The organism is Lutibacter sp. (assembly GCF_041596795.1).
Lineage (GTDB): Bacteria > Bacteroidota > Bacteroidia > Flavobacteriales > Flavobacteriaceae > Lutibacter.
In genome coordinates this window covers 1-14786 of the sequence record NZ_JBFHHX010000086.1, presented here as the reverse complement: position 1 = coordinate 14786, position 14786 = coordinate 1, and the positions used below count along the sequence as shown (strand labels likewise).

Sequence of the window (14786 nt, the reverse complement as noted above, 5' to 3'; positions counted from 1 at the left end):
TGGAAGTTCTACATTTACCCTATGGAGTGAGTTAAGTACTATTTTTAAAAAACATAATCCTTTAAATTTAGGTTTTGGAGGATCTACTTTAGCTGCTTGTACGTGGTTTTTCGATCGTGTTTTTGCAAATATTGAAAATGTTGAAGCTATTGTAATTTATGCAGGTGATAACGATTTGGGAGAAGGAAGACACCCAGAAGAAGTACTTATGTTTTTAGAAAATTTACTATTAAAAATAAGAAATAAATACGGAAACATAAAGTGTACTTGTATTTCTATAAAACCAAGTATTGCACGAATGCATTTAATGGAAAGTGTTCATTTTACAAACACAAACATAAAAAAGTTAATGGCTAAAAATACAAATTGTTATTATGTAGATATTTACAATGCCTTATTAGATAAAAACGGAAAACCTGATAGTAAATATTTTGAAGAAGATGGATTACATTTTAATGCAATGGGCTATAAATTATTAGCGAATAGGCTTCAAAAACAACCTCAAATTTTTCCTCAAAAAATACTGGAGGCTGTATATTAAATTTGTATCTTAATGTCACTAAATTGTTTTCATGAAAAGAGAATATCATAAGTGGTATAGTCCTAACCTTGAAAAGGAAATGGAACTCCTTGTTTTTGGATATGAAGGTGCAAAGGTTTTGTTTTTTCCTCCAAGAATGGGACGCTTTTTTGATTATGAAAACTGGAAAGTAATAGAGGCTTTAAAAAATAAACTTGAAAATGGAGAATTACAGGTTTATTGTGTAGACAGTGTAGATTTGGAATCTTTTTACAATGTTTTTGAAGACCCTGGATACCGCATTTATAGACATATTCAATACGAAAATTATGTAATTGAAGAAGTGTTAGCATTGGCTAATTTAATTAACCCAAACGTTAATGTTATTTCTGCAGGTTGTAGTTTGGGAGCTTATCACGCGGTTAATATTGCAATGCGTCATCCAGATTTGTTTTGTAAAGTTGTTGGAATGAGTGGACGTTACGATTTAACAAAATCGGAAGGATATTTTGACGATTTGTTAAGTGGCTTTCATAATGATTTTGTGTACTTTAATATGCCTAATCAATTTTTAAAAAATATTACGGATCCTGTGCTAATTGAAAAATTAAATAAGCTAGATATTATATTAGCAGTTGGGAAAGAGGATACTTTTTTAAAAAGTAATTATAATTTATCTGCTATTTTAAACGAAAAGGGAATTTCTCATCAGTTGTTTATTTGGGATGATGAAGCCCATAAAGCTTGTTATTGGAGAAAAATGGTAGAAATTTATTTTTGAAAAAAGATAGAAGTGTTTGCTAGCTAAATAATTAAAAAGCACAGGTTTTTTGCAAAAGAAATCTTATACTTAATTACAAAAGAAACTATAGTTAAAGGTTAATTAAATAAAATAAATTAAAACAATAGATATGCTTTTACAAGTAAGCATTGAATCCCCAAGTTTTTATATATTTGCTGCCGAATTCGTATTGTGAAATAGTTGTGTTTTTTGAAACAAAAAATAATTATTTTGAATACTTGAAAAAAAAGCAAAGACTTTATGAAAATTCGCCCTATTGAAATTAGTCTGTATATTGTTTTGGCATTGTTTGCTTTGCTTATGTTAACTTTTGTTAGTAAAGTAAATAAAATAGCAGATGGAAAGTTTCAAGATGGCTTTTTGGTTTATAACTCTATTATAAAATACCCAACTACATCTACTTTTTTTGAAGATTCTTCCATATCTAAAGATCAAAAAATGGACTTGGAAAAAATAGTTTCGAACATTGAAACAGTGGTTGAGGATAAAAAGTCTAAAATTCCAGATTTTTCAAAAATAGACAGTACTCAAATAGAACGGATTTCTTACCCAGAATCTTCAAGCGAGTTTATTCAAAAATTATTGTCTCAATTGCAATCTCCTGAATGCCGAATTATACATTATGGAGATTCTCAATTAGAAGGAGACCGTATTTCTGCCTATTTACGAAATAGGTTACAAGGTTTATATGGAGGTAGCGGACCAGGATTTATTCCAATAAAGCAAGTGTATAATCAAATTAGTGCTGTGGTAACACCATCTAATAACTGGCAACGCTATGCTGCATTTGATCCTAGTAAACCACATTTTAAAACTAAAAATTATGGAGCTTATCTTTCGGTTTCTAGATTTACAGAACTTTATGATCCTATTGTAGACAGTTTGGCAATACAAGAGCTAGAGCCAACAATAGCTACAATAGACATAAGCCCATCAACAAAATTGTATTCAAAATTAAAGAACTATACTTCTATTGGAGTGCATTACGGTAATGCCACTTTACCAGTTAACATAAAAGTTTATAGTTCTGGGGTTCTAATAAAAGAAGAGTTGTTAGAGAGTGATGGCAAGTACCATTGCTATAAAATAAATTTACCTAGTACACCGGCAAATTTACGTTTGGAATTTGAAGGTAAAATTAGTCCAGATTTTTATGGACTTACATTAGATGGAAGCAAAGGTATACATTTAGATAATGTAGCAATGAGGGGAAATTCTGGAACTACATTTGCAAGTCTTAACAGCGAAAGTTTTGGTAGTATGTATCAAAAATTAAATCCTAAGGTTATAATTTTTCAATATGGAGGCAATACTGTTCCATATTTAAAGGATTCATTACAAATTAAGAATTATTCAAATTATTTAAAAAACCATATAAATTGGGTGCGTAGAAAATCGCCCGATGCTAGTATTATTTTTGTGGGTCCTAGTGATATGACCACTACTATAAATGGTGAATTAAAAAGTTATGCCTTATTACACTATTTAGATGAAGTTTTAAAGCAGCAATGTGTTAGTAATAATGTTGCTTATTGGAGTATGTTTAAAGCTATGGGAGGTGAAAATTCTATGTCTTTTTGGGTAGATAAAAAGTTGGCGGCTAATGATTATACCCATTTTACGCCTCAAGGAACTCAAATTATTTCTGAACTCTTTTTTACCGCATTATATATGGATTTAAAAAGCAGTAAATGAGATATTATTTTTTAGTAATTATTTTTTTAACAAAGTTTGTAGCACAAGGACAGGAATATGTTTTGGATAGCCTACTTCCTAATTATGGAGACCTTATCCATATGGATTCTAATGTGCTTTTAGGAGCAGATAATTCGCCTAATTTCAACCATTTTTTCAGTAAACTAGATAGTGTTTATAGTGGTAAAAAGGAGAAACTTCACATTTTTCATATTGGTGGTTCTCACATTCAAGCAGATATTTACTCCAATAAACTTAGAACCTATTTTCAAAATATGAATGAAGTTTCTATGGGGCAACGTGGCTTTGTATTTCCGTTTCAATTAGCTCATACAAATAATCCTAGTAATTACAGTATAAAAGCAACTAAGGACAAATGGAAAGGCTATAGAAATTCTGTTTTGCGAGACAGTGTTGCTTGGGGTTTGGCAGGTGTTTCGGCAGCATTTAAAGATTACTCAGATACTATTTATATAAATGCCAACTATAAATCAACTATCAAAAAAAACTACACGTTTAATAAACTTAGAATATTTTATAACACTTGGAAAAATGACTATAATGTTACTGTTTTAGATAGTAATTTAGTAGTTTCAGATACGGTAGATTATCAAATGATGTTTAGAGAATTTAGTTTATCTCGAGCAGTAGAATCTTTAAATGTGGGTATTCAATTAAAAGATTCAACTAATACCAATCCAGAGTTTTTAATGATGGGAATGGAATTTAGGAACGATAATACAGGAATTGAATATACAAGCATAGGCGTAAATGGTGCTAGTTTTGGTTCTTATAAACGTAGTGCCTTTTTTGAAAAACAATTAACGTTATATAAACCTGATTTATTTATAATTTCAATTGGAACAAATGATGCTTACAAACCGAAAGCTGAATTTAAAGAGGAAGAATACAAAGCAAATTATGAAGCATTTATTCAAATGATACAACATATTAATCCAGATTGTGCAATTTTGCTTACAGTGCCAAACGACAATTATTATAAAAAAAAGTATCCTAATCCAAATACCGCCATTCAACAACAAATTATTTTACAGCTTGCTAAAAAATACAATTTAGCTGTTTGGGATTTGTATGCTGTTATGGGAGAACTTGGTTCTTCTTATAAATGGTACAAGCATAAACTTATGCAAAGTGACCGAATTCATTTTACTTATTTAGGCTATAGTATAAAAGCCGATTTATTGTTAAATGCACTTGTAAATGCTTGGGCTAATTCTACCAAAAGAGATCCAGAAAAGTTATTAAACCATTTTAAAACATTAAATGAATAGACTTATTGACATTTTTAAGTTTTCCGAGAATTTTCCACTAATTTTTACTCAAGCTAATTTTTGGATTTTTTTTGCTATTATCTATTTTGGTTTTGCATTGCTTTACAAAAAAATAAGGTTAAGAAATGCTTACCTTTTTTTAATATCGCTTTTCTTTTATTATAAAACCAGCGGGCTTTATGTAGGTATTCTTATTTTTAGCACGTTATTAGATTTTTTTATTGGAAAGGGAATTTTTAAAAGTAATTCAAAAAATAAACGATTGTTTTTAGTAACCTCTAGTGTTATTGTTAATCTTTCGGTATTGTGCTATTTTAAATATGCTTATTTTTTTACCGATTCTTTTAACGCGCTATTTCATACCAACTATGAAGTAATGAATTGGCTGGGTTATTGGGGAAATAGCTTTAGCCAACAGAATTATTTTACTTTGGATAAAATTATACTTCCTGTTGGAATCTCTTTTTATACCTTTCAAACAATTAGTTATAGTGTAGATATATATAGAAAAAAATTGAAGCCATTAGATTCTATTTTAGACTTTGGTTTTTTTGTAAGTTTCTTTCCACAACTTGTAGCTGGTCCTATTGTTCGAGCCGAAAGTTTTGTGCCACAAATTTCAAAAGCTACAGAAATTACCAAAGATGATTTTAATTCGGGATCCTATTTAATTTTAAAAGGTCTTGTAAAAAAAATGATTTTTGCAGATTTTATTGCCATGCATTTTTTGGATCGCGTTTTTGATGCCCCTGAAATGTTTTCGGGTTTTACCAATGTTATGGCAATGATTGGGTATTCTTTGCAAATTTATGGCGATTTTTCTGGGTATACAGATATTGCAATAGGACTTGCTTTACTTATGGGATTTAAGTTACCCATTAACTTTAATTCTCCATATAAAGCAACTAATTCAGGTGATTTTTGGAAACGTTGGCATATTTCACTTTCAACATGGTTGCGTGATTATTTATATATACCGTTAGGAGGAAATAGATATGGGAGCTTTGCTTCTTATATAATTCTTTCCTTAATGCTTGCAGCTGTGGTTTTGGCATTTAGAGATTGGTCTGTATTTGCCATTGTTTTTGCAATAGTTTCTATAGTAACTGTACTTATGTACTTTTTTGTAAACTTTAAACGTCATATAGATACTAATATAAATTTAATGCTTACAATGCTTATTGGTGGATTATGGCACGGAGCATCATTAAAATTTGTTATTTGGGGAGGACTAAATGGCTTAGGAATTGTGGTGTATAAATATTGGCGTAAAATTAGTCCGTATGAAAATAAAACCGGATGGATTGTTCATGCCTGGAAAATATTTATAACATTTATGTTTGTAACCTTTACACGAATTTACTTTAGAGGTGAAAGTATGCAGCATATTGAAAATTGGTTTTTTCAGGTTGCAAATAATATGGATTGGATACACGCTTGGGATGTTTTAGTGCATTATCAACTAGTATTTTGGGTGATGTTAATAGGCTACATAACGCATTGGATTCCAGAAACAAAAAAAGCAACTATAGAACAGTTTTATGCCAAAAGTTCGATTCTTATAAAAATAGCAATTACTATGGTAATAGGAGTGTTGTGTTATCAAGCCTTTTCAGCAGATTTTCAACCATTTATTTACTTTCAGTTTTAAATATATTTAAATTATTTTTTGTTGAATTTAAATCTGTAGCGTGATGCAGAGTTTAACTGAGGATTTCCTAGCTAAAAGTATGAAAAAAACGTATGCAGTTTTTTAGACTTTTTTGTTGTATAAATAGTTATTTCAATTTAAAGGAAAATGTAAAAAGATGAGGTTGTTTTTAATTTTGTTTAATCTTAAAATTTAATATTTATTTTAAAATTTCAATGATAAATATCAAGCAAAGTTTAATTTCAACTGTTTATTTTTAGTGCTTGAAAAAGGTTAAAAAATTGAAATAAAATTTTATTAATCTTAATAAATTTAGATAAATGAAATTTTTAAAAATAAAACCCCTTCTTTTCTGTGTTTTTTATTTGTTGCTATGTAGTTCTTGTGTTAAGAACAAGAGCGTTAAGCATGATGATAGAGTAAAAACAGATTCTATTAGTATTTTTCTGCAAGAGATGAGAAATGATACGTTGGCTTTTGAAACTCGATTACAATCTGCGGATAAAGCGTTGCAATGGGTAAATTCAACAAAAGATAGTTCAGCTACTAAGGATATTCTAGCACATAAAATTTATTTTTTTGGAAATTTAATGCAATTTGATAGTGCCATTAACACTTCAAAAGAATTATTGCAATTATCTATGAGTGAAAATGATTCTGCAGCTATTGGAAATAATTATTTTAGATTGGCGTATTATTATAATCAAAACTTTAAAAAAGATAGTGCTTTTCTATGTTATAAACTATCTAAAGAAATTCATTTACAACTTGGTGATAGTTCAAAAGCTGGTGAAAATTTAGCGGAAATGGCAATTATTCAATCAGATTTAGGAGATTTTGTAGGAAGTGACGATACTGGAATACAGGCATTGAAATACCTTGATGAAAATAATTTTCAATATTTAACTGCTGTATATAATTGTATTGCTATTTCAGCAATAGGACAGAAAAACTATAACGAAGCTATTTATTGGTATGATAAAGCTATTAATATCTCAATAAAGAATACAGATAAAATAAGTTACCTACAAAACAAAGCTAATGCATATCGATATTTAAAAATATATGATAAGTCAATAACTATTTTAGATAGTTTAAGTAAAGTAGATTTAAATAATCATAAGAGTAGAGCTACTATTATTGACAATCTAGCCTACACAAAATGGTTAGCAAAAAAGGAAGAAAATGTATTGCCTGAGCTAGAAAGGGCATTAGAAATACGGTTGCAAGAAAATAATTTATGGGGATTAATTGCCAGTTATGCGCATCTTTCAACATATTATGAAAGCGTAAATTCTAAGATGGCTCTTTCTTATGCTTCCAAAATGTACGATGTGGCAATACGCCAAAATAGTACACCAGATCAATTAGAGGCTTTACAGAAAATGATAGAATTAGAGAATCCAGAAAAAGCAAAACAGTATTATGGTACGTACCTACGTTTGAATGATAGTTTACAAAATTCGAAACAAATATCCAAAAATCAATTTGCTAAAATAAAATATGATAGTGATAAAAATCGTGAAGAAAATGCACAACTAAAATTCAGCACCGCTGAAAAGCAATTGGAAATTCAAAAGGGAAAAACAAATAATATTCTATTGTTCACTTCGGGAAGCACAATTTTTATCTCTTTACTATTTTTTATGTACTACAAAAGAAAAAAACACCAAATAGAAAAAAGGGTAGAAGTTTATAAAACAGAAGAACGCATTGCAAAAAAAATTCATGATGAAGTTGCTAATAATATGGTAAACATTATGAATAAAGTACAATATACAGAGAATCCAAAGGCAGAATTATTGGATGATTTGGAAAAAGTTTACTTGCTTACCAGAGATATTTCGCATCAAAACAATGCTATTGAAACTGGAGCGCAATTTGAACCATTTTTAAAATCAATGTTAACTAGTTTTAACAATAATACAACAACAGTGATTCTTAAAGATCTTCATAAAGTAGAATTGTCTGTAATGGCAATAGAAAAGCAAATAGAATTGTATCGTGTTTTACAAGAGTTAATGGTAAATATGCGGAAGCATAGTGAGGCAACACTGGTTGCGATTGCTTTTAAAGATAATAAAAACATACTTAATATAAACTACTCGGATAACGGTAAAGGTTTAGACTTAATTGATTTAAAGTTTAAAAATGGACTTAAAAATGTGGAAACCCGTATAAATTCTATAAATGGAACTATTACTTTTGATTCAACTAAACAAAATGGCTTTAAAGCATTTATAAGTTTTAAAAAATAAAAGTATGTTTCAAAAAGTTTTAATAGCGGAAGATATGGATTTTATTAATAGTGGAATAAAGTCGCAATTATCAGAATTGGGAATACCTCAAATAGATTATGTTCAATATTGTGATGAAGCACTTCTCAAATTAAAGTGTGCTAATTTATTAGACAAAAAGCCTTACGATTTATTAATAAGTGATTTGTCATTTGTAAATAATCATTTTGAACAAAAATTAAAATCTGGGGACGATTTAATTAAAGCCGTTAGAAAAGAATTTCCATCCTTAAAAATCATTGTATTTTCTGTAGAAGATAAAGTTTTTAGAGTGCAATCATTATTTAATGATCAAAAAATTAATGGGTATGTTTGGAAAAGTCGTGATGGATTGCGAGAATTAAAAAAAGCAATGCAAACCACCTTTAATTCAAAAGAGAGGTATATTTCGCCACATTGTGTAAATACTATGGCAAAAAGTGAAACCGTAGAAATTGTTGATTACGATATTTTTCTTATTGAATGCTTATCTAAAGGATTCTCACAAGAAGAAATTAGTGAAAAACTAAAAGAAAAAAAATGGACACCTACAAGTGTAAGTTCTATTGAAAAAAGATTAAAATTTTTAAGAGAACATTTTAATGCCAATAATCCAGCCCATTTAGTTGCTATCTCAAAAGATTTAGGACTTGTTTAATATAAGATTTTATAGCATTGCGGAAACCCGTACAATTATTAGTTTATAGCAGCCTATATTTGAGTAATAATTAGGAAGGTTGCTATTTCTAAAAAAAGATAAAAAAACAAAACCTTACGGAAAACCGTAAGGTTTTGTTTTTTTATGGATTTACATTTGATAATTATAATCTTAAATAATTTAAAAATGAAAAAAATGAAAATTGCATTTATGGTTTTAATAACCATAATGATATCAAGCTGTTCATCCTTATCCTCGATAAGTAATGGTGGTTATAGTGATGTTTCTTTAAATAAAAATTCGAATGAGTATGAATTAAAAAGACTTAACGAAATAACGGTGGAGGGTACTGCATTGTTTGGTATACCAATGAAAGCTAAAAAGCAAAAAGGAGTTGTAGTTAGGTTTAATGGAATTGACTTAGGAAAGTCAAGTCAGATTTTACCAATAATAACAATGCTTGCTTATACTTTTAGTGCAGGAACAATGATTAATGAGATTGTTGGAACTAATAATGATTGGAATAGCAATAACTATGGAAAAGATAAATTAGGAGTATTGCCATCCATGGCACTTGGTATACCCATAGCAGGTATTCTAAATAATATAACTTGGAGTGGTGCTGCAATGCAAAATGCTTCTTGGAATTTAAATAGCAGATTGGTTGAAGAAAATCCAAATGTTGATATATTTTTAAACCCAAAATACGAGATAGAAAATACTCAAGGATTTTTTACTCAAAAAGCAAAAGTAAAAGCAAAAGTTATGGGAGCGACTATAAAAACTGATTAAAAATATTTTAAGATTGTTTCAAAAAGTAAAACCTTACGGAAAACCGTAAGGTTTTGTTTTTTTATGGATTTACATTTGATAATTATAATCTTAAATAATTTAAAAATGAAAAAAACTATAAATCAACTATATATCAATTCAAAATTAAATTTCTCAACAATCTAATTTGTATCTCAAACTTAATATTATGAAAAATAAATTACTTTTAATTTTTTTAGCAGTTATTATGCTATCAAACTTGTCTTATGCACAACTTAATAAAGAATTGTCAGACGCAAAATATCGTAGGAGCTCTTTACATACCATTTTAATTGAAACGGAAAGCTTTCCTGAAAAGGAAACCGTTATTAGCGCATATAATAATGCGGAATTTCCTAATAAATACAATGATCATAATATTGGAGAGAAATCGATTAATTTAGCAAACTATGAATTAACAGATGATGACAGAATAGAAGCTGGTATTAATAAAAGCAAATTTGGAAAAATGGGAGCATCTTTAATGTCAGATCTCACATCAGGAATTGCAGACTCTTTATCAGCTGATTACCCATTAATTATAAATAAGTATTTTAATGAAAAGAAAATAGCAAACCAGTTAGTAGCTAAGTGGTTTGATAGACAAGAGGATGGTTCATTTGATATGAATCTAATTAGTGAGAGAGGGCAATATGACGCAACAGCTTTAAAAGCCGATGAAGCCAAAGGATCTGCAAAAGGGGTTTCTTTATTATCGGATGCTGGAGAAGAATTAATAGATAAAACATTTGTAGTGGTTTCTAAACTTAATTACATTAGTAATGAAGTTGTAGCATTACCTATTTATTTAGCTTTAGTAAAGTCTTTTGAAAATTCGAATCCTTTAGTGAAATTGGCTGGAGAAAAAGCTGCGAAAAAAGTATATGAAAAAACTAGAGAAGGCTATTCTGTTTGGACCACTTCTTATTTATATAAATTAAAATGGAATGACTCTATTTCTGCTGTTTTTTATAATGATTTATGGGTAGATAAAAATAGTTTAAATTCAAATAGAAAAGAAGCTTTTGATAATTCAAATTTATTTGAACTTGAATATATTGGTAGTGAAAAATCATCAAGTCTAGTGACCTTTTCGTTAAAAGAAAAAAGAACAGAAGAACAAATTATTGCATTATCTACTGTTAGAAATGTAGATGCTGTTTTTGCTAAACTTCAAAAGAAATATGATGTTTTTAAACCTAAAGTTCCACTTTTAACAGGTTTCCCAATTACTGCTAAAATAGGTATGAAAGAAGGGTTAGAAGAAGGAGATAAATTTGAAGTGCTAGAGCAAACACAAGATCCTGATACTGGAAAAACTAAATACGTTCGTAAAGGAATAATTAAAGTAGAAAAAAAATTATTATGGGATAATAGATTTAATGCTTTTGATAATTCTGAAGAAATTTCAACTATAGATTATACAACGTTTTCAGGAGGGAAAGACTATTACCCAGGAATGTTGATAAGACAAATTAATTAATATAATAAACCTTCTTTATTTTTAAAGAAGGTTTATTTCATCAATTTTAATAATTATTATATGAAATCAGTATTTAAAAAAACAAGTGTCTTTGTGTTATTTTTTATAGGCTTTACTATTGCACTGAATGCTCAGTCAAGAAAAAAAGTTGAAAAAGATACGAAAGAGTGGCGGTATGAAATTGAAGCCGTAAATGTAGGTGTTCAAGGAACCTGTCTTATTAAAGCTTGGACTTATTCAAAAAAGCCAGATGTTGCAATTGAACAAGCAAAAAAAAATGCAGTTCATGGTATTATATTTAAAGGGTTTGCTGGTAAACAAGGTGTACCTGGTCAAAAACCTTTGGTTTCTAATGTTAATTTAGAAGAAGAAAAATCAGATTTTTTTACACCTTTTTTCAATGATGGAGGTAAGTATATGAAATTTGTCACTATTTCAAACGATGGTAATATTGGTGTAGGTGATAGATTAAAAGTTGGCAAAGAATATAAAATTGGAGTTATGGTTTCTGTCAATATATCAGAACTAAGAAGAGATTTAGAAGAAGCAGGAATTGTTAAAGGACTTGGAGCTGGATTTTAAACTGATAATATGAAATATATTAATTATATAGCTATACTAATTATAATAGTTATGGCATCTACTGGATGTAAGAGTAAACAAAGTACTGCTGGAAACTATTCTTATAAAACAGAATGTTTAGGTAATTCTTTAGATGGTTCACAAACTGTTAAAGCTTGGGGAACTGGGAGAGATAAAAATGAAGCCATAGAAAGTGCCAAAAAAAATGCATTAAATGATTTGCTTTTCAAGGGAATTATTGAAGGAAAATCGGGGTTTGATAGTAGACCGATTATTGTAGAAGTAAATGCTAGAAGCAAATATGAAAATTATTTTAATACATTCTTTTCAAAAGGGAATGATTACAATCTTTTTGTATCAATAGATGAGAAAAAGAAAGCTTATCAAATTATTAAATCCAGAGAGAGAATTACTTGTGGTATTGTTATGAAACTACAAAGTGCTGAGTTAAAACAAAAAATGATTACCGACGGTATTCTAAAGTAATTCCATGAAAAATTTAAAATTATAAAAATGAAAAAATTTAAATTAAGACAACTGCTTGTTTTGGGTATGTTATTTTTTTTAACATATCCGTTATTTTCTCAGGCTAAAAAGCCTACAATTATGGTTGTTCCTAGCGATGATTGGTGTACAGCCAATAATTTTATGCTAGAATTTGATAATCAAGGTACTACTGTAAAACTTCCAGATTATAACAAAGCGTTACAGGAAAACAGTGATTTAAATAGTGTAATATCGAAAATAGGTGAATTAATGGCGGAAAGAGGTTTTCCTTTAGAAGATTTAAAATCTCAACTTGATAAAATTTCCAAAGACAAGGCTCGAACTAATATGATAGGAGTGAGTGAGTCTCCAATTGATGTCCTTAATAAAACAGCAAAAGCAGATATTTTAATGAAGGTGTTTTGGAAAGTTAATAGTCTAGGTCCTAAAAAATCTATTGAGTTGAGGCTACAGGGAATAGATTCTTATACAAGTAAGCAGTCTGCAGCGGCAAGTGGCACAGGATCACAATCATTTACTGCGGAGTTATCAATTTTGCTTGAAGAAGCTGTATTGTCCCATCTTGATAATTTTAATAGTCAATTAATGGTACATTTCGAAGATATGCTAACAAACGGGAGGGAAGGTGCTTTAGTTATTTTGGTGAGTGAAAATGCTATAGTAAATTTAGAAACTTTGTATGTTTTAAAAGGAAAAGAAGCCTCTTTAAAAGATATAATAAATCGTTTTTGGATGCCAAGAAATACTTTAAATGGGCGCTTTTTAATGACTGAAAATAGTGAGAATGTTATGAAGTTTTCGCAGGCTAGAATACCTCTATATGGTGATGACGGTTGGGGAGGACAAATGGCTTATGATTTTGAAACTTGGGGTGGAAATTTGAAACAATTTCTTAAAGATGAATTAAGTCTAGAAACTAAAATTCAAACAAAAGGTTTAGGTGAAGTTGAGATTATTATACAATAGTATTAGAAATTCTAAAATTAACAAAATGAAAAAATATATATTATTAATTAGTTACTTATATTTCTCTATACTAGGTGTTTGTGCTCAAAACGATAAAGGAAAAACTGATGATCTTGGCCGAATTATACTGAGTACCTATGTACCTGAACAAATTGAAGGTATTCCAGAGGTAGCTATGAGTAACTTAGAAAATAAACTTAGCCAGATAGCTTCTGCAAATGGTATGGGTGGGGATTCTTATAATTCAAGATTTATTATCACGGCTAATGTTAGTGTTTTGTCAAAAGATATTACTCCTACAGCTCCACCAATGCATACATATACTTTAGAGGTCACTTTTTACATTGGTGATGGTTTTGACGGAATTAAGTTTTCGAGTTATTCAGTAAACTTAAAAGGAGTCGGTGAAAATGAAACCAAGGCATACATCGCTGCTTTAAAGAATTTAAAAACGAATGATTTGCAATATCAATCATTTATTGATAAAGGAAAGTCAAGAATTATTGAGTACTATAATAGTAGATGTGATTTTATATTAAAAGAGGCACAATCTTTAGTTTCTAGAAATGAGTTTGATGCCGCTATATATACCTTGACAAGTGTGCCAGAAGTTTGTGCAGATTGTTATGGTAAATCTATGGGTGCTGTTGGCCCTATTTATCAAAAACGAATAGATAGAGATTGTCAATTAAAACTAGCCGAAGCCAATTCAATTTGGTCCGCAAACCAAGATGTTAATGCAGCTAATTATGCTGGTGAAGTATTGTCAACTATAGAACCACAGTCAGCTTGTTATAAAAGTGCATTAGCATTAACCCAAAAAATAGCAAGTAGAGTGAAAGAACTTGATAAGCGTGAATGGAATTTTAAGTTGAAACAACAACAAGATGATGTTAATATTAGAAAAGCAACCATTGATGCGGCACAGATTATTGGTGCAGCCTATGGTAGTGGTCAACCAAAATCAATAGTATATAATGTTAGAGGTTGGTGGTAGAAAATATCATTTAAACTTATTTTTTAAAAACAGGGATATTTATTTTCAATAATTCATTTAATTAATTACAATAAATAGATGCTAAAACTCAGTTAAAAATTATTAGCTAGCTTTTTTATTAAATAGTTTTCTGTATATTGTTTCGTTTGTATTTTCAATATCCTTTAGATTTAAAGTACTGAATTTTTTCTGAGTCTATCTCAAATTTTAAACCTTACGGAAATCCGTAAGGTTTTGCTTTTTTATAGGTTTATTTTTGATTCATAAATAATCATTATAATTAAAATAAAATAAAATTTATGTCAACTCCTAGATGGTGTAACCTGTGCAATAGAAATACAGTTTCAGATAAAAAAAAATAACTGAGTAGTACTCTTTCTTTTATCTGGAATTTATTATGTTCCTTATTATTTTTTAAGCAATTCATTAAATGAAATGATATCATTTTTAAAAACATTATAATCTACCAATTCATTAACTCCCTCCATTTTTACTTTGTCACTATATTGCCAAAAATGCCAATTCCCATTGGGTTGTGCTATGTTAT

At 29.2% G+C, this 14786-nt stretch carries 13 protein-coding genes; all 13 read left to right on the top strand.

Annotation, left to right across the window (positions count from 1 at the left end):
• Positions 1-541: GDSL-type esterase/lipase family protein (locus ABY298_RS10710; protein WP_372746048.1), on the top strand; the 541-nt coding region annotated here is incomplete at its 5' end.
• 31 nt (positions 542-572) lie between these two features.
• Positions 573-1301, top strand: a complete 729-nt coding sequence (locus ABY298_RS10705) for an esterase family protein (RefSeq protein WP_372746047.1) — start codon at positions 573-575, stop codon at positions 1299-1301.
• A gap of 261 nt (positions 1302-1562) precedes the next feature.
• Complete coding sequence (locus ABY298_RS10700) at positions 1563-3017, top strand: lipase (RefSeq protein ID WP_372746046.1); 1455 nt, start codon at positions 1563-1565, stop codon at positions 3015-3017.
• The gene (locus ABY298_RS10695; protein WP_372746045.1) at positions 3014-4309 is read left to right on the top strand and encodes a GDSL-type esterase/lipase family protein; all 1296 of its coding nucleotides are present in this window, start codon (positions 3014-3016) and stop codon (positions 4307-4309) included. Before ABY298_RS10700 ends, ABY298_RS10695 begins: the two co-directional genes overlap by 4 nt.
• Entirely contained in the window at positions 4302-5960 is a 1659-nt protein-coding gene (locus ABY298_RS10690) for an MBOAT family protein (protein ID WP_372746044.1), read from the top strand. Before ABY298_RS10695 ends, ABY298_RS10690 begins: the two co-directional genes overlap by 8 nt.
• A 455-nt stretch (positions 5961-6415) precedes the next feature.
• Complete coding sequence (locus ABY298_RS10685; RefSeq protein WP_372746043.1) at positions 6416-8218, top strand: ATP-binding protein; 1803 nt, start codon at positions 6416-6418, stop codon at positions 8216-8218.
• 4 nt (positions 8219-8222) lie between these two features.
• Positions 8223-8894 carry a response regulator transcription factor gene (locus ABY298_RS10680; RefSeq protein WP_372746042.1) on the top strand — a complete coding sequence of 224 codons (672 nt, stop codon included), beginning with the start codon at positions 8223-8225 and terminating at the stop codon, positions 8892-8894.
• Between the two features lie 186 nt (positions 8895-9080).
• Positions 9081-9686 carry a hypothetical protein gene (locus ABY298_RS10675; RefSeq protein ID WP_372746041.1) on the top strand — a complete coding sequence of 202 codons (606 nt, stop codon included), beginning with the start codon at positions 9081-9083 and terminating at the stop codon, positions 9684-9686.
• Positions 9687-9873: 187 nt separating this feature from the next.
• Complete coding sequence (locus ABY298_RS10670; RefSeq protein ID WP_372746040.1) at positions 9874-11187, top strand: hypothetical protein; 1314 nt, start codon at positions 9874-9876, stop codon at positions 11185-11187.
• A gap of 60 nt (positions 11188-11247) precedes the next feature.
• Positions 11248-11769: a hypothetical protein gene (locus ABY298_RS10665; RefSeq protein WP_372746039.1), complete on the top strand. Its 522-nt coding sequence runs from the start codon at positions 11248-11250 to the stop codon at positions 11767-11769.
• A 51-nt stretch (positions 11770-11820) separates the two neighbouring features.
• Positions 11821-12255 carry a hypothetical protein gene (locus ABY298_RS10660; protein WP_372746038.1) on the top strand — a complete coding sequence of 145 codons (435 nt, stop codon included), beginning with the start codon at positions 11821-11823 and terminating at the stop codon, positions 12253-12255.
• Positions 12256-12282: 27 nt separating this feature from the next.
• Entirely contained in the window at positions 12283-13242 is a 960-nt protein-coding gene (locus tag ABY298_RS10655) for a DUF6175 family protein (RefSeq protein WP_372746037.1), read from the top strand.
• Positions 13217-14239, top strand: coding sequence for a hypothetical protein (locus ABY298_RS10650; protein ID WP_372746036.1), 1023 nt, complete (start codon positions 13217-13219; stop codon positions 14237-14239). The genes ABY298_RS10655 and ABY298_RS10650 overlap by 26 nt, the downstream gene beginning before the upstream one ends.
• Positions 14240-14786: the final 547 nt, after the last annotated feature.